Below are 23,746 nucleotides of genomic sequence, written 5' to 3'. Positions count from 1 at the left end.
CGGACGTGCGTCTTGCGACGTCAGCCTTGGTCGACGGCCTTCCGTCGACATGGCGGGCGGCAAGGAACGCCGCCCGCTCCATCGATCACGCCGGCTGCGCGACCCGGCGGAACCGGTTCAGCGCGATCTGCAGCAGCGGCCAGATACCGGCGATGATGCCGATACCCATGATCGTGCTCACCAGCCCGTTGGAGAAGAAAATCCCGAGCGAGCCACCCGAGGAGAGCAGCGACTGGCGGAAAGCCTCTTCGGCGCTGTCACCGAGCACGATGGCCAGAACCAGCGGCGCCAGCGGGTAGTTGGTCTTCTTCAGCACGTAGCCGAGCACGCCGAACACCAGCATCATGATGACGTCGAACACGTTGTTGTTCACCGTGTAGGCGCCGATCGCGCAGATCACCAGGATCACCGGGGCGATGATCGAGAAGGGGATGCGCAGGATCGAGGCGAACAGCGGAACCGTCGTCAGGACGAGGATGAGGCCGACGACGTTGCCGAGATACATGGAGGCGATGAGACCCCACACGAACTCGGACTGTTCGACGAACAGCATCGGACCGGGCTGGAGACCCCAGATCAGCAGGCCGCCGAGCAGAACGGCAGCGGTCGGCGAGCCAGGGACGCCCAGCGCGAGCATGGGCAGCATGGCCGAGGTGCCGGCGGCATGGGCGGCGGTCTCCGGCGCGATGACGCCCTCGATCTCGCCATTGCCGAAGTTCTTGCCATTCTTGGAGATGCGCTTGGCAACGCCATAGGCCATGAAGGAGGCCGGGGTGGCGCCGGCGGGGGTGATGCCCATCCAGCAGCCGATGATGCAGGAGCGCAGCGAGGTCGCCCAGTATTTCGGTAGCGTCTTCCAGGTCTTCCACACGATCCGCGGATCGATCTTGGCCGCCTTGCCGCGGAACTCCAGGCCCTCTTCCATGGTGAGCAGGATTTCACCGATGCCGAACAGGCCGATGACCGCGATGAGGAAGTCGAAGCCGTTGAGCAGTTCGGTGGAGCCGAAGGTCAGGCGAAGCTGACCGGTCACCATGTCGAGGCCGACCGCGGCGAGCGCGAAGCCGATCATCATCGACACGATGGTCTTCGCAGGCGGTTCCTTGCTCATGCCGACGAACGAGGCAAAGGCGAGGAAATAGACCGCGAACTTCTCCGCTGGCCCGAACTGCAACGCGAACTGCGCGACGAGCGGGGCGATCAGCGTGATCATGATGACGGCGACGAAGGCGCCGACGAAGGACGAGGTGAAGGCCGCCGTGAGCGCTTCGCCGGCCTTGCCGTTGCGGGCCATGGGATGACCGTCGAAGGTCGTCGCCACGGACCAGGGTTCGCCTGGAATGTTGAACAGAACCGAGGTGATGGCGCCGCCGAACAGAGCGCCCCAGTAGATGCAGGTCAACAGGATGATCGCCGAGGTCGGCGACATGGAGAAGGTGAGCGGCAGCAGGATGGCGACGCCGTTGGCCCCGCCGAGGCCCGGCAGCACGCCGATGATGACGCCGAGCAGGATGCCGACCGCCATCAGCAGGATATTGAACGGATCGGCGGCTATATGAAAGCCGTGGTAAAGATTGATGAAATTCTCAAACATGGGCGCTTCCCCTTGGGCGGCGTCAGCCGGCCCCTTTTCCTCATTGTCTGGTCAGAGTCCGAGCCACGCCTCGAGAGGCCCCTTCGGCAAGGGGATGAGGAACCAGCGCTCCAGCGTGATGTAGAAGAAGGCCGGAACGCCCAAGGCCACCGCCAGGGTGAGCGGCGTGCCGTATTTGCCGAGCCACTTCATGAACACCGAGATCAGAATCACCGACGGCACGTAGATGCCGAGGAACGGCACCAGCGCGACATAGATTGCGGTCGGGATGAGAACCCGGAGAACCTGGCCGAGCTGGCTCCACTCGCTGAACAGTTCCGTGGGGTTCTCGCGCAGTCCGTGCAAGAGGTTGATGATGCTGCAGCCGCAGATGATCAGGCCGACATAGAACGGGAAGAAGCCCGCCTGCGGCCCGTCCGACCCCCAGCCGATGCCGACCAGAGTGCTGCCATAGATGACGATCAGGCCGAAGAGCAGCGTCAGAACGGCGACACCGATCTCGGCATTGCGCTGGGTCGGCCCCGATCCCGCGCCGTGGGGTGCTTGTTGCATTGTTTCACTCCGGAACTTTTTCACGCGTCGGCCGTCCGGCGGGGATCTCCCCCGTCAGCCGTGGATCGACGCATTTTCAAGGTTTGGCGCTTCAGAAGCTGCGTCAGGCGCCGTGCGCCTTCGCCGCGGCGGGGCTGAAGCCAGCCGCGGCGAAGGTCGTCACGATGCGGGACGCGAACGGTCTGCTTGTCGACCGCGGCCGTCCCGTCAGTTGCCGGCGATGAAGCCGGCTTCCTGCATCAGGCCCTTGTGGGTCGCCTCGGCGGCCTCAAGCCAGGTCTTGAACTCGGCACCAGCCATGAAGGTCTGGTTGAACGCGCCATCCTTCATGAGCTGCTTCCATTCCGGGGTCTCGCGGACCTTCTTGAACAGCTCGACGAAATAGGCGACCTGCTCGTCGGTCACGCCCGGCGGCATGAAGATACCGCGCAGCATCAGATATTCGACGTCCACACCCGAGGAAACGCAGGTGGGAACCGAGGACCAGGAGAGGTCGCCGAGGATCTTGTCCGTATAGGGAAGGGTCTTGGAGTCGAACACGCAGAGCGGACGGACCTTGTCGCCGCGCCACTGGGAGACGGCCTCGATCGGGTTGTTGACCGACGAGTTGATGTGACCGCCGACCAGTTGCACGGCCACTTCGCCGCCGCCCTTGTAGGGGATGTAGGTCATCTTCTTGCCGACGGCCTTCTCGAAGGCGACGGTGATGATCTGATCTTCCGACTTGGAGCCGGTGCCGCCCATCTTGAAGGTGCCGTCCGGCGCAGCCTTGATCGCGGCGACATAGTCACCCGCGGTCTTGTAGGGCTCGGACGCGTTCACCCACAGCACGAACTCGTCCAGCGCCAGCATGGCGACCGGGGTCATGTCCTTCCAGTTGAAGGGAATGCCGGTCGCGAGCGGGGTGGTGAACAGGTTGGACAGGGTGATGACGATCTTGTGCGGGTTGCCCTTGGCGTTCTTCACATCCAGGAAGCCTTCGCCGCCGGCACCACCGGACTTGTTGATGACGACGAGCTGCGTCGACATCAGGCTGTGCTTGGCGATGATGCCCTGAAGCGTGCGGGCCATCTGGTCGGCGCCGCCGCCCGTGCCCGCCGGCACGATGAACTCGACCGGCTTGGTCGGCTCCCAGGCCGCCGATGCCGGCAGCATCGACAAGGCGGTCATACCGAGCGCCGCAACGGCACCGAGGCCAAGCGCGTGGAAATGTTTCATTTGGCGTTTCCTTCCCAAAGGGTTCTGGCGAACTGCCGATCTTTTTTCGGTCGGCTCTTCTGATTGGGCTTCGTCTCCCGCCTCCCGGGCCGGGCGAAGCCGCGATAGCCGGCGAGTTTTTCTTCGTCTCTCTGCCGGTTACTCTGTGGAATAAGTTGTACCAAGACTTCGCCGAAGCCAAGCATTAATTCTAAAGTCGAATTGTGCAGTGCAATGACAGTTTGTATTACGTATCCCAATAATAATGAATCTGGTATTCCATCTTTGGTATACGTAATAATTCATAATGTGTGAATACATACCTTATTAATTAAGCCATTGCCAGATAACGCTTTTTATCCAACGAACAAGCGACGCGAACGGACGCCGGTACACGGATGACGCAGAGATGCGGCCGTGCCTGACAGGTCCTCATCTCCTTGCCTCTCCGGCGACCAATAGTTGACCGTGCCGGCTGCCGCCCGATTTTCGCCACCCCATCCGCCACTTTGTCGCCATATTGCGGCACTGCAGCACGCTCGGACCCGCGGATCGTGTCACCGATCCGCCGCAGCCGAGGGGCAGACTGTGCGCCCGTCTCGGTAAGGCGTCGCACTGCGGAATCGTTTTTGCTAGGTATGCGCAGCCGGAGGCGGGCCGGCGACGAAACGGGCGGCATGGCCGGGCCCGGCTTCGTCGTGACTGCTTGTTCCCGCGCCATGGCGACATGAGGAGACGTCTTTCATGACCAGTCGCTTGATTCCGGTCGCGCCCTTCGTGCTGACGGTGTTCGGCGCCACGGGCGACCTGTCCCGGCGCAAGCTGATCCCCGCCCTGTTCCATCGCGATCTCGACGGGCAGATTCCCGACAATGCGGTCATTATCGGCGTATCGCGCCGCGCCCTCAGCCATGAGGAGTTCCGCGCCTTCGCCCATCAGGCGCTGGTCGATCACATCCCCTCCGGCCAGCTCGACGGCTCGCCGGTGGAGAAGTTCCTCGCCCGCCTGTTCTATGTCGCGGCCGATGCCGACGCCGAGCCCGGCTGGTCGGATCTGGCGAGCCTGGTCGCCGCGCAGGGCGACATGATCCCGGTCTATTATCTCGCCACCGCGCCCGCCCTGTTCGGCCCGATCTGCGAGAAGCTCGGCAAACACGGCCTCGCCGAGAAGGGCCGGGTGGTCATCGAGAAGCCGATCGGCAAGGACCTCGCCTCGGCCGTGGCGCTGAACGAGCAGGTGGGGCGCATCTTCCCCGAAGAGCGCGTGTACCGCATCGACCACTATCTCGGTAAGGAGACGGTGCAGAACCTGATGGCGCTGCGCTTCGCCAATGCGCTGTTCGAGCCGCTGTGGAACAACGGCCATATCGACCATGTGCAGATCACCGTCGCCGAAGCGCTGGGGGTCGAGGAGCGTGCCGGCTATTACGACACCGCCGGCGCCCTGCGCGACATGGTGCAGAACCACATGCTCCAGCTCCTGTGTCTGGTCGCCATGGAGCCGCCCCACTCGCTCGACGCCGACGCCGTGCGCGACGAGAAGCTGAAGGTGCTGCGCGCGCTCAAGCCCATCGACGAGCACAACATGGCGTCCGTCACGGTGCGCGGCCAGTATCGCGCCGGCGCCTCGGCGGGCGGCGCGGTGCCCGGCTATCTCGAGGAACTCGGCTCCTCTCGTAGCCAGACCGAGACCTTCGTCGCGGTCAAGGCGGAGGTTGAGAACTGGCGCTGGGCCGGCGTGCCGTTCTACCTGCGCACCGGCAAGCGCCTCGCCTCGCGCGTCTCGGAGATCGTGGTGGCTTTCCGCCCGGTGCCGCACTCGGTGTTTGGCGAGGCGGTCGGCCCGCTTGAGGCCAATCGGCTGGTCATCCGCCTGCAGCCCGACGAGGGCGTCAAGCTGTGGCTGATGATCAAGGATCCGGGCCCGGGCGGCATCCGCCTCACCCATGTGCCGCTCGACATGAGCTTCGCCAAGGCGTTCAAGGTGCGCAATCCCGATGCCTATGAGCGCCTGATCCTCGACGTGGTGCGCGGCAACCAGACCCTGTTCATGCGTCGCGACGAGGTGGAGGCGGCGTGGACATGGGTCGATCCGATCCTCCAGGCCTGGCGCAACGCCAAGGAGGCCCCACGCCCCTACACGGCCGGCACATGGGGCCCTTCCGCCTCCATCGCTCTCATCGAGCGCGACGGCCGCACGTGGCTGGAAGACGGCGCCTGACCGGCGCCTGTGGCTGGAAGACGGCGCCTGATCGGCGCCTATCGCTGGAAGACGGCGCCTGACCGGCGCCTATCGCTGGAAGACGGCGCGCAAAGGCGCCTGTGGCCGGCCTTCAGCATGGCGCAGTTGTGCTTGATGGTGTGCCTTGGCGTCGGCGGGAGATACTCCCTCTCCCTCCCGTGGGGGAGAGGGTTAGAGCGAGGGGGGGCCACGGCTCCGCAATGGAGTGGCCCCTCACCGACCCGCTTCGCGGGCCACCTCTCCCCGATGGGGAGCGGACATACAAGGCGAGGGCGCGGCAGGCGCCCGAAAATTCCGGAACGGCGCCCTGCCGGCGCGCCGAGGTTTGGAGAGAACCGTGAGCCACACGCTGCACGAACTGCCCGATAGCGCTGCGCTCGCCCATGCGCTGGCGGAATTCGTCGCCGACGCGCTCCAGGCGCGGATCGCGCGCGACGGGCTGGCGAGCCTTGCCGTGTCGGGCGGACGCACGCCCACGCGCTTCTTCGAGGAACTCTCCACCCGCGACCTGCCCTGGGAGAAGGTCGGCATCACCCTGGTCGACGAGCGCTGGGTGCGCGAAACCTCGGAGCGTTCCAACGCCCGGCTCGTGCGCCAGCATCTCCTGAAGGGCAAGGCGGCGGCGGCGCGGTTCGTGCCGCTGGCCAATGACGCCGCCACGCCGGAGGCGGGGCTGTTCGCGGTGAACGAGGCGCTGGAGGATCTCGCCTGGCCGCTCGCGGCGGCCGTGCTCGGCATGGGCGATGACGGCCATACCGCCTCCTTCTTCCCCGGCGGCGACCATCTCGCGGAAGCGCTGGACCCGGACGGCGCGCTCGGCCTGCTGCCGATGCACGCGCCCGATGCCGGCGAGCCGCGCATCACCCTCACCCTGCCGGTGCTGCTGGGCGCCGATGCGCTAGCGCTCCATATCGAAGGCGCGGCCAAGCGCCCCGTGCTGGAAAAGGCGTTGGGCGAAGGCCCTGCCGCCGACATGCCGATCCGTGCCGTGCTGCGGGCCGCGCGCCCGCTCGCCATCTACTGGTGCCCGTAAGGCCCAGCTGCGACGGCGGCGCCGCCGGGGCGCCGCTTCCCCACGACCGGCCAACCGGGGCCGGTCGCCGCCTTTTCTGAGGAGAGCCGCATGGCCGACGCCCTTTCGTCCCGCGTGAACGCCCGCGTCAGTGAAGTCACCGACCGCATCGTCCGGCGCTCCTACGACACACGCGCGCGCTATCTGGAGCGGATCGCCCTTGCCGCCGAGCGTGGCCCCAGCCGCGCCAAGCTCGGCTGCGCCAACCAGGCGCACGGCTTCGCCGCCTGCGGCCCCTCGGACAAGGAGATGCTGCGCGAGGGCACGGGGGTCAACCTCGCCATCGTGACCGCCTATAACGACATGCTGTCCGCCCACCAGCCTTACGAGACCTACCCCGAGATGATCCGCGCGGCGGCGCGCCGGGCGGGCGGCGTGGCGCAGGTGGCGGGCGGCGTGCCGGCCATGTGCGACGGCATCACCCAGGGCGAGGCCGGCATGGAACTCTCGCTGTTCTCGCGCGACGTCATCGCGCTTTCCACCGCCGTGTCGCTCTCGCACCAGACCTTCGACGCTGCCGTCTTTCTGGGCATCTGCGACAAGATTGTGCCCGGTCTCGTCATCGGCGCGCTGTCCTTCGGCCATTTGCCGGCGGTGTTCGTGCCGGCCGGGCCGATGACCTCCGGCCTGCCCAATGACGAGAAGGCGAAGATCCGCCAGCTCTTCGCCGAAGGAAAGATAGGCCGCGACGCGCTGCTGGAAGCCGAAAGCCAGTCCTATCACGGGCCGGGCACCTGCACCTTCTACGGCACCGCCAACACCAACCAGATGATGATGGAGATCATGGGCCTGCATCTGCCCGGCGCCTCCTTCGTCAACCCCAACACGCCGCTGCGCGACGCGCTCACCACCGTGGCGGCCGAGCGCGCCATGGCGATCACCGCGCTGGGCAATGACTATCGTCCGGTCGGGCGCATGCTGGACGAGCGGGTCTTCGTCAATGGCGTGGTCGGCCTGCACGCCACGGGCGGCTCGACCAACCACACGATGCATGTCGTCGCCATGGCGGCGGCGGCCGGCATCAAGCTGACCTGGGACGATTTCTCGGACCTTGCCGACGTCACCCCCCTGCTCTGCCGCGTCTATCCCAACGGCAAGGCCGATGTGAACCACTTCCACGCCGCCGGCGGCATGGCCTTCGTCATCCGCGAGCTCCTCAGTGACGGCCTGCTGCATGCCGATGTCGAAACCGTGTGGGGCGGCGGGCTCGACGCCTATGTGCAGGAGCCCGTGCTGCGCGAGGATGGCGCGCTGGACTGGCGCGACGGCACGCCGGAGAGCGGCGACGAGGCGGTGCTGCGCGGCGCCAGGGCGCCGTTCCAGGCGACCGGCGGGCTCCGGCTGCTCTCGGGCGATCTCGGCAAGGCGGTGATCAAGACCTCCGCCATCGCGCCGGAACGCCATGTCATCGAGGCGCCGGCCCGGGTGTTCCACAGCCAGGAGGAACTGCAGGCCGCCTTCAAGGCCGGCAAGCTCACCGGCGATTTCGTCGCCGTGGTGCGTTATCAGGGGCCGAAGGCCAATGGCATGCCGGAACTGCACAAGCTGATGCCGCCGCTCGGCGTGCTGCAGGATCGCGGCGCCAAGGTCGCGCTCGTCACCGACGGCCGGCTCTCGGGCGCCTCGGGCAAGGTGCCCGCCGCCATCCATGTAACGCCGGAAGCCGCCGATGGCGGGGCGATCGCGCTGGTGCGCGACGGCGATCTGGTGCGGGTCGACGCGGTGGCCGGCACGCTCACCGTGCTGGTGGAAGCGGAAGTGTGGGCCGAGCGCGCGCCGGCGCCGGCCAATCTCGCGCCGTCGCATGTGGGGGTCGGGCGCGAGTTGTTCGCCGCGTTCCGCGCGGCGGTCGGCACCGCCGACACCGGAGCGACCATCTTCGCGGTCTGACGGCATCGGCATGCGAATGAGCCGCCGCCCCGGTGGACGGCGGCTCTCTCAGTAGAGCGGGCCGACCTTGCCGAGCGGCAGCATGCCGAGCGCCACGCGGCCATTGCGGAACACGAAGGGGAAGCTGGCGGCGGGCGCGCCATCGAGCGTGCCCGGCATGCCGACCGCCATGATGACGGGGGCGAGGCTGGCGACGAAGCCCGGCAACAGCCCGTTGGCCGCCAGCGCGTTCATCAGCGCCGGCGCATTGGCGAGCTGCAGGTCGATCTTGCCATCCGGCCGGTTCAGCGCATCGAGGCCGATCTGCCCGGTCGCGGCGAGGGCGCCGCCGCCGGTGCTGACGCGCGCCTCCAAGAGGTTCACCCGCCCGCCCGCCGCCTGCCACTGCCGGAGCCGCTCGGCCGGCGGCATGGCGCGGAATTCGGGCACCTGCGTCACCGTCGCCTCGATATCGCCGTCGAGCAGCGGGGCGCCTGCGCCCGATGTCGCCCCGCTCGCCCCCTTCACCCCGGCGGCGATGTCGAGCGAGCCGGCATCGGCATCCGGCGTATGGCGCACGTGCAGCTCGGCATGTCTGGCGGCGAACAGGCTGGTGCCGCCGGCGGAGAGCACGTAGTCATTGGCCGACAGCGACATCCGTTCCGCCCGCGCCCGCATGCCCACCGCGCTCACCTGCAGGAGCGACCAGCTGGCGGTAAGGTCCTGCCCCGTGCCGATATCGGAGAGCCGGCCGGGGGCCTCGAACTCGGCGATGATGTGCCCGGGATTCCACACCTGCGCGACCGCGTGGGCGCGCGTGGCGCTCGCCTCCCATTTGCCGACGCCCTCGCCGGCGAAGGTGACGGTCGGCGCCGTGCAGATCAGCTCGAAGCGGAAGGGAAAGCCGCCGAACTGGCGGTCGGTGCAGCTCCAGGTGCGGCCCTTGCTGGCCTCCTGCGCCATCCAGGCGTCGATCTCGCCGGTGGCGCGGCTGGCGGCATAGAACCAAGCGCCGGTCCAGCCGAGCGCCGCCAGAATGATCAGCCCCACGGGCAGCGCGATCAGCCAGCGGCGGGCGCGGCGCGGCTCCCCGGCAGCGGGGGAAAGCGGCGGCGGCTCGGTCGGCGCGGCGGGCGGGCTCATGCGCGAACTCCTTGGGATTCAGGGATGGCGAGGCTCCGATGCCGGTGCGGCGCGCGTATGGCGGGACAGCGCACCCCGGGCGACGCTCGCACGCCGCCTCTCGCAAGACACCTCTCGCAAGACACCGCGCGGCAAGACGCCGCCTCGCGTGCTTCTCTCGTCTTGAGCCCTCTTACGCCATAGTGTCGCCGCGGGCGACGGCTTTCTCCCTGCGTCTCCCCATCTCCACCTCCCACTCACCCGCGAGCGCTGCCCCCCAGATGACCGCCGATCCCGCCGCCCCGAACGACCTGTGGATTTTCGGCTACGGCTCGCTGATGTGGAATCCCGGCTTCGACTATGAGGAGAAGGCGGCGGGCAAGCTGATCGGCGCGCATCGCTCGCTATGCGTGACCTCGATCCACTGGCGCGGCACGCCGGAAAAGCCGGGGCTGGTGCTGGGCCTCGACCAGGGCGGGGCCTGCGTCGGCCTCGCCTTCCGCGTGGCGCCCGCCCGCGCCGCGGCGACGCTGGCCTATCTGCGCGCGCGCGAACAGGTGACGACGGTCTATCGCGAGGCGGTGCGACGGGTCTGGCTGAAGGACGGCAGCGCCCGCGTGGTGCCCGCCGTGGTCTATCTGGTGGATCGCGGCCACGCCCAATATGCCGGTGCGCTCACCCGGGAGGAGCGCCTGCACCTCATCCGGCAGGGGCATGGCGTGGGCGGGCCGAATGGCGATTATGTCGCCGCCACGCTGCGCCATCTCGACGAGCTCGGCATTCGCGACGCCGACATGCGCTGGCTGATGGAGCGACTGTGAAACCCGGCGCCTGCGCGCCTTCCCAACGCGAACGGGCACCACGTCGCTCGCAAAGGCTTCCGCTGACGCAAAGGCTTCCGCTGATCACAAGGGCGCGAGCGGGCCGCTCACCGCCTCGGGAAGGATGCGCAGGTGAATCTCCTGCGCGCCCACCGCCCGTGCCGCCACCCGCGCCTTGATGCCGGCCGGGCCGGTCCAGAGCGGCACGCGGCGTCCGCCGACATGGCGCACGGCGATCGCCACGGCATCCGGATAATCCGGCGCGTCCTCGGCGGCATAGACCGAAAACACCTGCCGGCGCCCATCCGGCCCGCGCCAGAGGCGGAAGCGCCGCGCCAGCGGCGAATCAGCCGCGCTGAGAGGCCCTTCATCGGTCAGCGAATCACTGGGCACAAGATCGCGTGTCATCATGAGAACAAATCTAGAACATCCGCGAGCCGCGTCAATAGCTCCGAGAGCACCAAAGCGCGACAGCCTTTCGGAGAGATGAACGCGCTTCAGACAAATGCACGCAGGCGCCCCGAGGTTCCCGCCACAAGCGGGAGAACGGGCGCTTGCCCATTCGAGACGCTTCAGCGGTCAGGACGCGCCCGACCTGCGCAAGATCTCGGTCTCGGAGGCCAGCGCGGGCCAGGGGCCGATGCCGACATAGGCGGCGAGGAACTTGACGTATTCGGCGAAGAGCAGCCGCCCGGTGGCGAGCCGGCTCTGCCAGCTCGGCGCGCGCTGGCTGCGGGCGATGACGGGGTAAGGCACCAGCGCGATCTCCGGCATGGCACGGCGCAGCTCGACGAGCGCGCGCGGCATGTGCCAGGCCGACGTCACCACGATGAGCGAATGGAAGCCGTTGGCGCGCGCCCACACCGCCGCCTCGATGGCATTGCCGCGCGTGTTGAGCGCGAAGCGCCCGAGCTCCGTGCAGCAGCTGAGCGCCGTCTCGGTCGCCGGCACGGTGCGGCTGATTTCGGCCAGCGTCGTGTCGCGATGCACGCCGGTGATCAGCAGGCGCCGGCTGCGCTGCTCGGTGAGCAGGATGGTCGCATCGGTGATGCGGTCGGCCCCGCCGGTCAGCACGACGATGCCGTCGGCCGGGGGCGGCAGCGGGCCCGATTCGCGCGGCAGCGCGGCGACGAACACGCCGAAGCCGGCCAGCAGCGCCACGAGCAGCGCCGCGACGACGGCCCCCACCGCGCAGGCGATGAAAGCCGCCCGGCTTCGCCGCCGTGGCGGGGGGACGGGTTCTGGCGAGGGCTGGTCCGACACGGGCGCGAGTCTAGCTTATGCCGCGCAGGGTGCGATAGACCGTCGTCCGCGACGTGATGGCCGTCACCAGCGCGACCAGCACCGAAATCCCGACAATGCCGCCATAGCCGCGCGCATCCAGCGAGACGGCGCCGATCAGCGTATCGCTCGACCCGCCGATCCCCAGCCAGCCCGGCAGGGTGCTGCCGATGAAGAACAGCGCCATGGCCGACCCGCCGCCGATCAGCCCGCCGACCAGCCCGACATTGAGGAAATGGCGCTGGAACTCGGCGGCGATGAAGCCGTCCCGCGCGCCGACGAAATGCAGCACCTCGACGATGGACCGCGCCGCATCGACCGCCGCGCGCGTGGCGAACACCACCGAGAGCACGGTTGCCGCGCCCACCAGCGCGAGCACGGCAAGGCCGATCGCCACCACGGTGCGCGCGGTGGCGGCGAGGCGCTCGGACCATCGCCGGTGGTCGTCGAGGCTGGCGGAGGGCACCTGCGCCGCCAGCGAGGTGCGCAGCGCCGCCAGCGTGTCGGCGCCCGCGCCCGGCGCGAGGCGGATCACCACAAGCCGCGGCACCGGCAGGTTGGCGATGTCGAGGCTGGAGCCCAGCCACGGCTCCAGCAGCGCCGCCGTCTCCTTCTCGTCGAGCGCGCGGGCGCTGGCGACGCCGCTCGTGGCCCGCGCCACCTCTACCGCCTGCGCCAGCGCCGCCGGCATGTCGAGCCCGTCGCCCGGCTTGATCTGGATGGTGGTCTCGCGGGCGATATCGGAGCTCCAGTCCGCCGCCATGGAGCGCACCGCCGCGACGCTGCCAATGGTGATGCCAGCCAGGAAGGTCATGATGGCGACCACGGCGATGAGCGCGCTGCCGGTCACCGTCGCGCTCGGCACGATGGAACGGGTGCCGCCGACATGCGCCTCGGTGGCATGCGCCTCGCCGCGCGAGCGAATGAACAGGCCGGCGAACCCGCGGCGCGCCTTGCTGGGCTCTTCAGTCATAAACGGTCAGCCGCCCCTGGTTGAGCACGAGACGGCGGGCGTCGAACTGGTCCATCAGCCCGATATCATGCGTGGCGATGAGCACGGAGGTGCCGGTCTTGTGCAATTCGAGGAACAGCCGCATCAGCCGGCGCGCAAGGCCGGGATCCACATTGCCGGTCGGCTCGTCCGCCAGCAGGATCTCCGGGCGCGAGATGAGCGCGCGCGCGATGGCGGTGCGCTGCTTCTCGCCGCCCGAGAGCACGGGGGGCAGCACGTGCATGCGCTCGCCGAGGCCCACCCAGTGCAGCAGTTCCTGCACCTCGGCGCGGTAGCTCGCCTCCTCGCGCTCCTGCACCCGCAAGGGCAGCGCGACGTTCTCGTAGGTGGTCAGGTGGTCGAGCAAGCGGAAGTCCTGGAACACGATGCCGATGCGCTGGCGCAGCGCCGCCGTCTCATCGGTCCCGAGTTTGGCGGCATCGCGGCCGAAAATGTTGATCAGCCCGCGCGTGGGGCGCAGCGACAGGAACAGCAGGCGCAGCAGCGTGGTCTTTCCCGCGCCGGAAGGGCCGGTGAGGAACTGGAAGGAGTGCGGCGGGATACCGAAGGTGACATCCCGCAGCACTTCCGGCCCCATGCCGTAGCGCAGCCCGACATTCTCGAAGCGAACCAATCTGGTCTTCCCTCGGCTGCCGGGCCCCCGTCCGGCGAATGATTCTCGTCGGGCATCTTCCTAGCACACGCCGCGCGCGGCCGGCAGGACGACACCCGTGCCCCCGTCGCGGCGTCAACAGCCGCAGGGCCGCCTATCGGCGCGGGCCGCTGGACGCGCGGGCATTGCGCGTTCATCCTGCGCCGCCAAATGTGACCCGAGGACGCCCGGGGGGACGCGGGCCCACAGAAGAGGACAGGGATGACCAAGCCGAGCGAACAGGACCGCGCGCCCGCCGCGCCGCAGGAGACGGCGCCGGGCGCCGCCGACACCGTGGACAGCTATGTCGCGCCCCATGTCGAGGTGCTCTTCGACGCCGACACCATCGCCGCGCGCAACCGCGAACTGGTCGAGCAGATCGTCGCCGCCAAACCCTCCAAGCTCGTCGTCATCGCCGTGCTGAAGGGCAGCTTCGTGTTCGCCGCCGATCTCATCCGCGCCATGCACGTGGCCGGGCTGGCGCCGGAGGTGGAGTTCATCACCCTGTCCAGCTATCGCGATGCGCGGGTGTCCTCCGGCCAGGTCGCGGTGCTGCGCGACATCGATTCCGACGTGCGCGGGCGCGATGTGCTGCTGGTCGACGATATTCTCGAATCCGGCCGCACCCTCGCCTTCGCGAAGGACCTGCTGGCGGCGCGCGGCGCGCGGCGCGTCATGGTCTGCGTGCTGCTGGAAAAGCCGCACAAGCGCGCGGTGCAGATCGACGCCGACTTCGTCGGCTTCAAGTGCCCGGATTATTTCGTGGTGGGCTACGGCATGGACGTGTCGCATGCCTACCGGCAGTTGCCCTTCATCGGCTACATCCCCGACCTGGACGGCTGAGAGGCACGCGGCCGACGCCCCGGCGGGGACGGCACGTCGCCCTCCCCCGCCGCATCCCGCCGTGCCGGGGCCGGGAGCCGTGGCATGGCAAGCCCGGCTCGGGCTCCGGGAGCCGCCATTGCCGGATGAACCACCCGGGCCGCGCGGGCGCGCGGGGACATGCCCGCTCAGAAATCGCGCAGCAGGCGCTCCAGATAGTCAAGTTCGAGGCGCGGGCGCTCCGGTTCGCCGAAGCGGCGGCGCAGTTCCTCCAGCACGCGGCGGGCGCGCTGCATGTCCATTTCGTCCGGTACCTTCACCGTGACGTCGTCGCCATAATCGCGCGAGCGCAGCGGCCGGCCCAGCGGATCGTTACGCTCGGCGGTCTCGCCGGACGGACCGCCGGGCCCTTCGCCCTGCCCGCCTTCCTGCTGCATCGCCTCGGCCATCTGCTGGGCGCCGCGCCGCAGCGCCTGCAGGGCCTCGCTCTGCGCATCGACGGCGCCGGTGCCGTCGCCCTGCCCGAGCGCCCCTTCGGCCTCGCGCATGGCCTGCTCCGCCTCGCCGAGGCCGCCCTCGCCGGGCATGCCCTGGCCCTGACCCTGGCCTTGCTGACCCTGCCCCTGCTGGCCCTCGCCGTTCTGGCCCTGCTGACCCTGCCCCTGTTCGCCCTGCTGACCCTGCTCGCCGGGCTGCCCCTGCTGGCGGCCGCGCATGGCCTGCTGCATCTTCTCGCGCAGCTGGCGGAGCTGGTCGCGCAGTTGCTGCTGGTTTTGCTTCAGGTCGTTGAACGCCTGGTCCTGCTGCTCTTGTCCGTCCTGCCCCTGCTTGAAGGTCTTGTCGCGCAGCTGCTGCTGGCGGCGGATCATGTCGCCGAGCTGGTCGAGCGACTGCGACATCTGGCTCTGGCCCTGCCGGCGCTGCTGCTGGCGGCCCGCCTGCAGGCCGTTGAGCATGTTCTGCAGCTCGCTCAGCATCTGCCGCGCCGCATCGCGCGAACCGGTGCGCGCCATGTCCTCGATGCGGTCGAGCATCTTCTGCAGGTCCTGCGGACGCACGAAGCGGGTATTGGGGTCGGCCGGCTGATTGTTGTCGGCCTGCTGACCGTTGCGCTGCGCCTGTTCGGCCAGTGCCTGCATGAACTCCTGCATCGCCTCGCGCAGTTCCTGCGCCAGACGCTTGATCTCCTCGTCGCTGGCACCGTTCTCCAGCGCGTTCTGCAGCGCCTGCTGGGCGTCGCGCAGCCGCTTCTCGACATCCGAGAGATCGCCATCCTCGATGCGGATCGCGATATCCCAGAGATAATCGACCACGCCGCGCAGATCGTCGTCGCTGCGGGCATTGGCCAGCCGCCAATAGGCGGAGCGCAGGCCCATGTAATGCGCGGCGTTGGGGGTGAATTTCTCGGGCGCGATGGCGAGCGCGTCGAGCGCGGCCTCCACGTCCTCGCGCTCATTGGCGTCCAGCGCCAGAAGGCGCCGCTGCTCGATCAACGCGCGCGCCAGCGGGTTGGCGAAGGTGCGGGCGGGCAGCACGAAGCTGCGCGGGCGGGACTGGCCGCTCTGCCCCGCATCGTCGCGCGCGGTCAGCACCAGCGTCACGCGCGTGCCGGCCCAGGGGCTCTCGGTGAGGTCCTTGGTGGTCTGGCCGGTCGCGGTCCGGCCGCGCGCGCCCGAGAGCGGCAGCGGGAAATTCGGCGCCTCGACCAGCACCCGCGCGGGCGGGCGGGGCGGCGCATTCTTCAGCGCGTGCAGCGGCGGGGCGGGGGGAACGGCGACGAAGGTCGCCTGCGCACCGACAATGCCGTAATCGTCCTCGGCCTTGTAGCTCAGCGCCAGCGCCGTGCGGCCCGACGCCTGCGGCTCCTTGGTCAGCTCGATGGTCGGCGGCTGGTCGGGCTGGGCGCGAAAATGCCAGGCGACGGTTCGCCCGTCCGGCCCCTCGATGCGCGCGGCGCCGTCGGCGGAGATGAGGTAGCGCTGCTCCTCGCCGGCCGCCTTGTCGCGCGCCGGCGCGCCGGCGGGTGTTGCGGCGGAAGGTGTTGCGACGGAAGACGTGGCGGCGGAAGACGTGGCGGCGGAGGGTGTGGTGGCGGAGGGTGTGGCCGGGCTCTTGCCGTCCTCTGCCGGCACCTCGGGCGCGGGCGCGGCGGTGATGCCGCCCTCGATCGCCAGCTTCGCATGGTCGAGGCCGATAATGCGCACCACCAGCTCGCTGCCGGCCGGCACGGTGAGCGCGGCGGCATCGAAGGACGGCATGTCGCCCGCCTCGCCCGGCGGCGGCGTGGCTCCGTTCTGCGCCGCTTCCTGCGAGCGCAGTCCCGGCAGCATGACCGGCGGCCGGCCGGTATAGCCGGGTGGCGTCACCCAGGCATCGATGCGGTAGGGTGCGGGCGGCGAGAAGGCGTGCCAGTCGAACGCCGCGCCGATGCGGCGCAGATGGTCGCCGGGGGCCATGAAGAAAGTGGCGATGACGCCGAGCAGCACCAGCGCGCGCACGGCCCGCCGGTCGATGGCGGCGAGGCGCGGCGACGGCAGGCCGACCCGCAGCCGGCCCAGCTGGGCCGAGGCGCGGGCGACATGCGCGCGCCACAGCGCGGCGGCGACCGGGTCGTCGGGACGGCTCGCCAGCTGGTCGGCGAGCGCGGTGACGGGGCGATGCGGCAGGTGGCTCTCGCGATCCAGCCGGGTCAGCGCCTCGACCGGGGACGGACGACGGATGCGCAGCGCCGGCAGCAGCGCGACAACGAGCAGCACGGAGAACAGGAACAGGCCGGCCGCACGCCCATAAGGCGGCAGCGCCACCCACAGCCCGAGCCAGGAGACGATGAGGAAGAGGCCGAGCGCGCAGGCGACTGCGACGATGGCCGGCCAGCTGCGCTCCCACAGCAGCGCCGCCCCGGCCCGTTGCAGGGCCGACGCCATGCGGTGCGCGGTCTGCCGCTCGTCCGCCTGCCGGACGCTCTGGCGCGCCCGCTCGGCGTCCGCGCGGGAATCACCCGCCCCGCCGTCCATGTTGCCTTCCGGTGCCGCCGTCACGCCATCGAGCCTCCGATTAGCTCCGCACCAGCCCCAACGTCACCTTAACATGGCGACTGGCCGGCGCCAGCCCTGCCGATTCGCTGGGCGCGCCCGTTTCATCATCACATCGTGAAGCGGCGCGGGCGCGAAATGTGGCCGGCGGCGCGCGCGCCGCGTCAGCCGAGCCAGCCGGGAATCCGGTCGAGCGCGATGAGCGCGTCGGCATCGACGCGCGGGCGAATGACGGCGAATTGCCCGCCTTTCACCAGCACTTCCGGCACCAGCGGGCGGGTATTGTAGGTGGAGGCCTGCACCGCGCCATAGGCCCCGGCGGTCATGACGGCGACCAGATCGCCGGCGCGGAGCGGCGCCATCCGCCGCCCCAGCGCCAGGAAATCGCCGGATTCGCAGACCGGGCCAACGATATCCGCGATGATCCGCTCCCCGCCCGGCCGCGCCTCGTGCACGGGCAAAATCTCGTGATGAGCCTCATAGAGGGTCGGGCGGATCAGGTCGTTCATCGCCGCGTCGACGATGACGAAGCGCTTGCCCTCGCCTTCCTTCACATAGAGCACGCGGGTCAGCAGGATGCCGGCATTGGCGACCAGCATGCGGCCGATCTCGAACACCAGGCCGAGGCCGAGATTATGCGTGTGCCGCTTCACCAGCGCCGCATAGGCGGAGGGCAGCGGCGGCTCCGGCTCGCCCGCGACATACGGCACGCCGAGCCCGCCGCCGAGGTCGAGATGGGTCAGCCGGTGCCCATCCGCCATCAGGTCGCGCGCCAGTTCCACCAGCAGCGCGGTGGCGTTGTCGAAGGGTTCGAGATCGGTGATCTGGCTGCCGATATGCATGTCGACGCCGGTGATGCGGATGCCCGGCAGCGCGGCCGCATGGGCATAGACGGCGCGCGCGCGCGAAACCGGAATGCCGAACTTGTTCTCGGACTTGCCGGTGGAGATCTTGTGGTGGGTCCTGGCGTCGACATCCGGGTTGATGCGGATCGAGACCGGGGCGGCGACGCCATGGCTCACCGCCACTTCCGAAAGCGTCAGCAGCTCGGGCTCGCTCTCGACATTGAAGCACTTGATGCCAACGTCGAGCGCGGCGGCCATTTCCTCGCGGGTCTTGCCGACGCCGGAGAACACGATCTTGTGCGGCTCGATGCCGGCCGCCAGCGCCCGCTTCAGCTCGCCACCCGACACGATGTCCGCCCCCGCGCCGAGCCGCGCGAAGGTGGCGATCACCGCCTGGTTGGAATTGGCCTTCAGCGCGTAGCACAGCGTGGTGTTCATCTCGGCGAAAGCCTCGGTAAACACCCGGTGGTGCCGTTCCAGCGTGGCGGTGGCATAGACATAGGTCGGCGTGCCGACATCGCGAGCGATGTCGGCGAGGCTGACATCCTCCGCATGAAGGATGCCGTCGCGATAGGCGAAATGATGCATGGCGTGAGCCTTGGAGGGGCCGGCCGACGGGCCCCGGGGCGGGGTGCCGCGTCAGAGCAGGCCGTCGAGAATGAAGGGCTTGTCCGGCCGGATCGGGCCGGTGTCCTTCGGTTTCTTGCCGTCCGGGCCGGGCTGGCCCATCGGCGAATTGGGCGGCGGCTCAAGCGGGCCCTTGACGCCGCAGCCCCCGAGCGCCAGGGCGCCGCCCAGCACGAGGGCGAGCGCGATCTTTCGGGATGGGCGGATGACGTTTCGGCGGGTCAAGGAGACGTCCTCGGCTGCAGCAGCGATGCGTATGCGCATACTTATATCGCGTTGCCGCGAAACGCGAGTGCCGGCCAATGCCTCACGCATCGAACGTGACCACGACCGGCACATGATCGGACGGGCGCTCCCAGCTGCGGGCGTCGCGTACCACGGTCATGGCGCGGGCGGCGGGCGCGAGGGCGGGGGTCGCCCACACATGGTCGAGCCGGCGGCCCTTGTTGGAGGCCGACCAGTCCGCCGCGCGGTAGCTCCACCAGGTGTAGAGCTTCTCGGTGGGGGGCACGAAATGTCGCATCACGTCGACCCAGCCGCCGGCCGCCTGCAGCCGGGCGAGCCTCTCCACCTCGATGGGTGTGTGGCTGACCACGTCGAGCAGCTGCTTGTGGCTCCACACGTCGGTCTCCAGCGGGGCGATGTTGAGATCGCCGACCAGCACCGAGCGCGCGGCGGGATCGATCGGGTGCAGGTGCTCCCACACGATGGCCTCGTCGAGAAAGGCCAGCTTGTGGCGGAACTTGTCGTTCAGCTCGGGGTCGGGAATGTCGCCGCCGGCGGGGATGTAGAAATTATGGATGGTCAGCGGCGCGGCGAGCCCCGCCTCGCGGCCCAGCACCACGCTAATGTGGCGGGCATCGCCCATGTCGCAGAAACCCTGCCGGCTCACGTCCTCGAACGGGTGCTTCGAGAGGATGGCGACGCCGTGATAGCCCTTCTGGCCATGGATGGCGGCGTGGGCATACCCGAACTTGGCCGCCTCCTTCAGCGGAAAGCGGTCGTCCGGCGTCTTCGTCTCCTGCAGGCAGATGACGTCGGGTTGGTACTCGGCGGCGAGCTTTTCGACGAGGCCGATGCGCAGGCGCACCGAATTGATATTCCAGGTTGCGATGGTCAGCGGCACAAAAAGAACCTAGCGGGCAAGGGAACCGGACGGGATGAGCGGGTCACCCTAACGGATCGGCCCGGCGAATCCAGCCCGGCGAACGGACGTGGCGTCACGCACCCGCCTCGGAGACGGATTGCCCGATCCGATGGCGCGGCGATCCGATCGACGCGCGCGCTAGCGGTCGTTCCGATTGATGACGAACAGCATCGGGTCCGGGCGCTCGGAGGTGTTGAGATTGGCCACCGCCACGGTCGTGTCGAACCCCTGCGGGTCGGTCACGGTCCACTGTTTCAGCTGCATGGTCCTGGCGTCGAACATGATCATCAGCCGGTAGGTGCCGACCATCGGCTGCTTTTCCTCGATCACCACCGTGGCGAACACGTCGTCCTGAAACACCCCGGTGACGTTGGCGTTGCGCGCGAGGTCGAAATTCTCCGCCAGCAGGAAGCGCAGCGGGGTGGCCGAGAGGGGGGTGATGTCCTGCGTCTTCAACCGCTTGTCGCGCACGGCGACCGAACGCCCGTCGGCCACCAGCTCGATCGGGCTCGGCGGGGCGTATTCGAACAGCACGCGGCCGGGCTTGAGGATGAAGAACTCACCCTCGCGCCGCGTCCCGTCCGGGTCCAGCTGCACGAAATTGCCGCTCATCGCCTTGAAACTGTTGAAGTAGTCATTGATGCGCTGGACGGTCGCGGCGGCCGCGCGCTGGTTGGAGGCAGCCGCCATCTGCACACCGGGCGTGGTGCCCGGCGCGGCGGCGGAAGGGGTAGGCGCGGAGGGCGAAGGCGCGGAGGATGGGGCGGAAGACGCAGCGGCCGGCTTCTTGGGCGGCGCGAAGGGTGGCGGCGGCACCTGCGCGAGCGCGCTGCCGAGACCGGTGGCAAGGAAGGCGGAAGCGGCGCAGGCAGCAAGGAAACGGCGCATGGGGCCTCTCGTAGCGCGATACTCGGCGCGATAGTCGGCACGACATCCGGGCGGCAGCGGCAGACGCGCGCGCCCGAGGCTTATCTCGTCATCGATCATGGCAGCTCAAGCCCGATCCGCAAAAAGTGTTCCCCGATCGGGCCGGGAACATTGTCGCAGAGCCGGCTTGGCAGGACCCGCTTGGCAGGACCGGCCTGGCAGGACCGGCCTGTCCCGAGCCGCCCGACGGCACGCCGCGCGATCGATTCGGGCGCCGATTCCACAGGGTGGCACTAGCCGGGCGCTGTGGCGATCCTGTGGCCCGGCGCGGGCCACCCGCCCGGAACCCTCACGGACGCGACGTCCGCTCAATAGTCCTCGCCATCCCCCTCGGTGAGGATCTCGCGTTTGCCGGCGTGGTTGGCGGGCCCCACCAGCCCCTCGCGCTCCATGCGCTCGACCAGCGAGGCCGCGCGGTTATAGCCGATCTGCAGCCGGCGCTGGATGTAGGAGGTGGAGCACTTCTTGTCGCGCATCACCACCGCCACCGCCTGCGAATAGAGATCGCCGCCGCCTTCCGTGCTGCCCCCGCCCATGGCGCCCTTGTCGAACACCGCGCCGTCTTCGCCCTCGAGATCGGTCGTGACCTCCTCGAGATAGGAGGGTGCGCCTTGCGTCTTCAGGTGCTCGACGATGCGCTCCACCTCCTGGTCGGAGACGAAGGGGCCGTGCACGCGCGAGATGCGCCCGCCGCCGGCCATGTAGAGCATGTCGCCCTGACCCAGCAGCTGCTCGGCGCCCATTTCGCCGAGAATGGTGCGCGAATCGATCTTGGATGTGACCTGGAAGGAAATGCGGGTCGGGAAATTCGCCTTGATGGTGCCGGTGATGACGTCGACGCTCGGGCGCTGCGTCGCCATGATGAGGTGGATGCCGGCCGCGCGGGCCATCTGCGCGAGGCGCTGGATGGCGCCCTCGATGTCCTTGCCGGCCACCATCATCAGGTCGGCCATCTCGTCCACCACGATCACGATATAGGGGATGGGCGAGAGGTCCATTTCCTCGCGCTCATAGATCGCCTCGCCCGTCTCCTTGTCGAAGCCGGTCTGCACGGTGCGAACGATCTGCTCGCCCTTGGCCATGGCCTCGCTGACGCGGGCATTGAACCCGTCAATGTTGCGCACGCCGACCTTCGACATCTTCTTGTAGCGCTCCTCCATCTCCCGCACCGCCCATTTGAGGGCGACCACCGCCTTCTTCGGGTCGGTGACGACGGGGGTGAGCAGATGCGGGATGCCGTCATAGACGGAGAGTTCCAGCATTTTCGGGTCGATCATGATCAGCCGGCACTGGTCCGGGCGGTGCCGGTAGAGCAGGCTCAGGATCATGGTGTTGATGGCGACCGACTTGCCCGAGCCGGTGGTGCCGGCGACCAGGAGATGCGGCATGCGGGCGAGGTCGACCACGACAGGCTCGCCGCCAATGGTCTTGCCCAGCGCGATGGCGAGCTTGTAGGCGGTCTCGCCGAAATCCTTGGCCGCGAGGATTTCCCGCAGCAGCACCTTGTCGCGCTTGGGATTGGGCAGTTCGATGCCAATGGCGTTCTTGCCCGGGATCACCGCGACGCGGGCCGAAATGGCGCTCATCGAGCGGGCAATGTCATCGGCAAGGCCGATGACGCGGCTGGACTTGATGCCGGGGGCGGGCTCCAGTTCATACAGCGTCACGACCGGGCCGGGGCGGGCGTTGACGATGGCGCCACGCACGCCGAAATCGTCCAGCACGCCTTCGAGGTCGCGCGCATTCTCCTCCAGCACGTCCTTGGAAAGCGCCGGACCTCCGCGCGGCGGTGGCGGCGAGAGCAGATCGAGCGGCGGCGTCTGGTAGCGCCGGCGCTGCTCCTCCTCGGCCGCGCGCCCGCCCTTGATGGAGCGCAGCGGCGGACGGCGCACGCCGCGCGTGGGGCGCGGGGCGGGAATCTCGATTTCCTCTTCCGGGTCGCCGGCATGGCTTTCGAACCCGGCGACGCCGAAATCGGGATCGACCGTGTCGGGGTTGAAATTGGGCTCCAGGCGGTCCTTGCGAACGAAGCCGTCCTCCTCGACCGGGGCAACAAGGCCGCGCAGCCGGCCCAGCAGGCCGGGCGGGGGCTCGTCGCGCACCGGCCGGCGCACCGGGCGGGCCGAGAGGCGGGCCCGGAAGGAGAGGAAGGCGTGGGTGAACATGCCGATCAGGATGCCGAACGTGCTCGGCTCGTCGTCGACGGCGAGGCCGTCATCCTCGTCGCCCGTCGCCTCGCCGGGCACTTTCAGGCCCATCCCGACGGCGAGCGGCAGGGTGAGCACCGCGCCGAACAGGCAGAGCGCACCGACGACGGCATAATCGAACGCCCCGAGCCAGGCGGTGCGGAACGCATCGGGCACCAGCAGCACGCTGTCGCCGAGCACACCGCCCAGCCCGCGCGGCAGCGGCCAGGCGCCGAAATGCGGCAGGCAGGCGGCAAAGCCCGACGCGAACACCATTCCCGCGACCCAGGCGATCAGCCGGGCCCGCCCGCGACCGGGACGACGATGGGTGAGGGTGAGCCACCCCCACACGCCGATCGGCAGCACCACGGCGAGCGAGGCGACGCCGAACAGCTGCATCAGCAGATCCGCCAGCGCCGCGCCGGGCCGGCCCAGCAGATTCATCGGCGGGGCGTCGCTGGAGCGGCTGAGGCTGGGATCATCGGCCGACCAGCTGGCCAGCGCCACGATCATCAGCGTGCAGACCGCCAGCACGGCGAGGCCGATGCCCTCCTCCATGCGGCGGCCGAGCGCGCCCTTCAATTCGTCCGGCAGCAGGCCGGGCTGCATCTTGCGGCGGCGCGCGGCGCCACGGCCGGCGCCGGGCGCCTCCGCTCCCTTGGCCCCGGCCGCGGCCGCGCCGGTGCGCGGGGCGCGCTTGGGTGCGCGCAGCGATTCGGCATCGAGCCGCGGGGTGCGCATCGTCGTCTGTGTCTGCCGGCCCATGTG

Annotated in this window: 19 protein-coding genes; 5 read left to right on the top strand and 14 right to left on the bottom strand. The window is 69.1% G+C overall.

Annotation, left to right across the window (positions count from 1 at the left end; genetic code table 11):
- Positions 1–85: 85 nt before the first annotated feature.
- The 3 genes from QOZ99_RS11255 to QOZ99_RS11245 all read right to left on the bottom strand — a co-directional run bounded on the left by QOZ99_RS11255 (position 86) and on the right by QOZ99_RS11245 (position 3,364).
- Positions 86–1,594, bottom strand: coding sequence for a tripartite tricarboxylate transporter permease (locus tag QOZ99_RS11255; protein ID WP_306890054.1), 1,509 nt, complete (start codon positions 1,592–1,594; stop codon positions 86–88).
- A gap of 51 nt (positions 1,595–1,645) precedes the next feature.
- Positions 1,646–2,146, bottom strand: coding sequence for a tripartite tricarboxylate transporter TctB family protein (locus QOZ99_RS11250; protein WP_306890053.1), 501 nt, complete (start codon positions 2,144–2,146; stop codon positions 1,646–1,648).
- A 207-nt stretch (positions 2,147–2,353) separates the two neighbouring features.
- Entirely contained in the window at positions 2,354–3,364 is a 1,011-nt protein-coding gene (locus QOZ99_RS11245) for a Bug family tripartite tricarboxylate transporter substrate binding protein (protein WP_306890052.1), read from the bottom strand.
- A gap of 723 nt (positions 3,365–4,087) precedes the next feature.
- On the opposite strand from QOZ99_RS11245, the gene zwf reads away from it, so the two are divergent.
- The 3 genes from zwf (at position 4,088) to edd (ending at position 8,546) form a co-directional block, all read left to right on the top strand.
- Positions 4,088–5,563: a glucose-6-phosphate dehydrogenase gene (gene zwf, locus QOZ99_RS11240; RefSeq protein ID WP_306890051.1), complete on the top strand. Its 1,476-nt coding sequence runs from the start codon at positions 4,088–4,090 to the stop codon at positions 5,561–5,563.
- Positions 5,564–5,921: 358 nt separating this feature from the next.
- Positions 5,922–6,617, top strand: a complete 696-nt coding sequence (gene pgl, locus QOZ99_RS11235; RefSeq protein WP_306890050.1) for a 6-phosphogluconolactonase — start codon at positions 5,922–5,924, stop codon at positions 6,615–6,617.
- A gap of 90 nt (positions 6,618–6,707) precedes the next feature.
- Positions 6,708–8,546 (top strand): phosphogluconate dehydratase, encoded by a 1,839-nt coding sequence (gene edd / locus QOZ99_RS11230; protein WP_306890049.1) that lies wholly within the window; start codon positions 6,708–6,710, stop codon positions 8,544–8,546.
- A gap of 48 nt (positions 8,547–8,594) precedes the next feature.
- Here the strand turns inward: edd and QOZ99_RS11225 are convergent, their stop codons facing one another.
- On the bottom strand, positions 8,595–9,668 hold the full coding sequence (locus tag QOZ99_RS11225) for a DUF2125 domain-containing protein (RefSeq protein ID WP_306890048.1): 1,074 nt from the start codon (positions 9,666–9,668) through the stop codon (positions 8,595–8,597).
- 260 nt (positions 9,669–9,928) lie between these two features.
- On the opposite strand from QOZ99_RS11225, the gene QOZ99_RS11220 reads away from it, so the two are divergent.
- A complete protein-coding gene (locus tag QOZ99_RS11220; protein ID WP_306890047.1) occupies positions 9,929–10,468 on the top strand; it encodes a gamma-glutamylcyclotransferase in 540 nt (179 codons plus the stop codon).
- A gap of 84 nt (positions 10,469–10,552) precedes the next feature.
- On the opposite strand, the gene QOZ99_RS11215 is transcribed toward QOZ99_RS11220, so the two are convergent.
- The 4 genes from QOZ99_RS11215 to ftsE form a co-directional block, all read right to left on the bottom strand.
- The gene (locus QOZ99_RS11215) at positions 10,553–10,879 is read right to left on the bottom strand and encodes a hypothetical protein (RefSeq protein ID WP_306890046.1); all 327 of its coding nucleotides are present in this window, start codon (positions 10,877–10,879) and stop codon (positions 10,553–10,555) included.
- 168 nt (positions 10,880–11,047) lie between these two features.
- Positions 11,048–11,656, bottom strand: a complete 609-nt coding sequence (locus tag QOZ99_RS11210; RefSeq protein WP_306890045.1) for a YdcF family protein — start codon at positions 11,654–11,656, stop codon at positions 11,048–11,050.
- A gap of 85 nt (positions 11,657–11,741) precedes the next feature.
- Complete coding sequence (locus tag QOZ99_RS11205) at positions 11,742–12,722, bottom strand: cell division protein FtsX (protein WP_306890044.1); 981 nt, start codon at positions 12,720–12,722, stop codon at positions 11,742–11,744.
- Positions 12,715–13,374, bottom strand: coding sequence for a cell division ATP-binding protein FtsE (gene ftsE, locus QOZ99_RS11200; RefSeq protein WP_183189050.1), 660 nt, complete (start codon positions 13,372–13,374; stop codon positions 12,715–12,717). Before ftsE ends, QOZ99_RS11205 begins: the two co-directional genes overlap by 8 nt.
- 240 nt (positions 13,375–13,614) lie before the next feature.
- Here ftsE and hpt point away from each other — a divergent pair, with 240 nt between their 5' ends.
- Positions 13,615–14,235 carry a hypoxanthine phosphoribosyltransferase gene (gene hpt / locus QOZ99_RS11195; RefSeq protein ID WP_306890043.1) on the top strand — a complete coding sequence of 207 codons (621 nt, stop codon included), beginning with the start codon at positions 13,615–13,617 and terminating at the stop codon, positions 14,233–14,235.
- Positions 14,236–14,402: 167 nt separating this feature from the next.
- On the opposite strand, the gene QOZ99_RS11190 is transcribed toward hpt, so the two are convergent.
- The 6 genes from QOZ99_RS11190 to QOZ99_RS11165 all read right to left on the bottom strand — a co-directional run bounded on the left by QOZ99_RS11190 (position 14,403) and on the right by QOZ99_RS11165 (position 23,743).
- On the bottom strand, positions 14,403–17,252 hold the full coding sequence (locus QOZ99_RS11190) for a TIGR02302 family protein (protein WP_306890042.1): 2,850 nt from the start codon (positions 17,250–17,252) through the stop codon (positions 14,403–14,405).
- Between the two features lie 158 nt (positions 17,253–17,410).
- Positions 17,411–18,679: a diaminopimelate decarboxylase gene (lysA, locus tag QOZ99_RS11185; protein ID WP_306890041.1), complete on the bottom strand. Its 1,269-nt coding sequence runs from the start codon at positions 18,677–18,679 to the stop codon at positions 17,411–17,413.
- Positions 18,680–18,730: 51 nt separating this feature from the next.
- Complete coding sequence (gene lptM, locus QOZ99_RS11180; protein ID WP_306890040.1) at positions 18,731–18,943, bottom strand: LPS translocon maturation chaperone LptM; 213 nt, start codon at positions 18,941–18,943, stop codon at positions 18,731–18,733.
- 82 nt (positions 18,944–19,025) lie between these two features.
- A complete protein-coding gene (locus QOZ99_RS11175; RefSeq protein ID WP_306890039.1) occupies positions 19,026–19,844 on the bottom strand; it encodes an exodeoxyribonuclease III in 819 nt (272 codons plus the stop codon).
- 159 nt (positions 19,845–20,003) lie between these two features.
- A complete protein-coding gene (locus tag QOZ99_RS11170) occupies positions 20,004–20,753 on the bottom strand; it encodes an outer-membrane lipoprotein carrier protein LolA (RefSeq protein ID WP_306890038.1) in 750 nt (249 codons plus the stop codon).
- Positions 20,754–21,100: 347 nt separating this feature from the next.
- Positions 21,101–23,743, bottom strand: coding sequence for a DNA translocase FtsK (locus tag QOZ99_RS11165; RefSeq protein WP_442320111.1), 2,643 nt, complete (start codon positions 23,741–23,743; stop codon positions 21,101–21,103).
- Positions 23,744–23,746: the final 3 nt, after the last annotated feature.

Origin of the sequence: Ancylobacter amanitiformis (assembly GCF_030814815.1) — a bacterium.
Lineage (GTDB): Bacteria > Pseudomonadota > Alphaproteobacteria > Rhizobiales > Xanthobacteraceae > Ancylobacter > Ancylobacter amanitiformis.
Note: the sequence above shows the minus strand (reverse complement) of the source record. Positions and strands in the feature narration are given on the sequence as shown.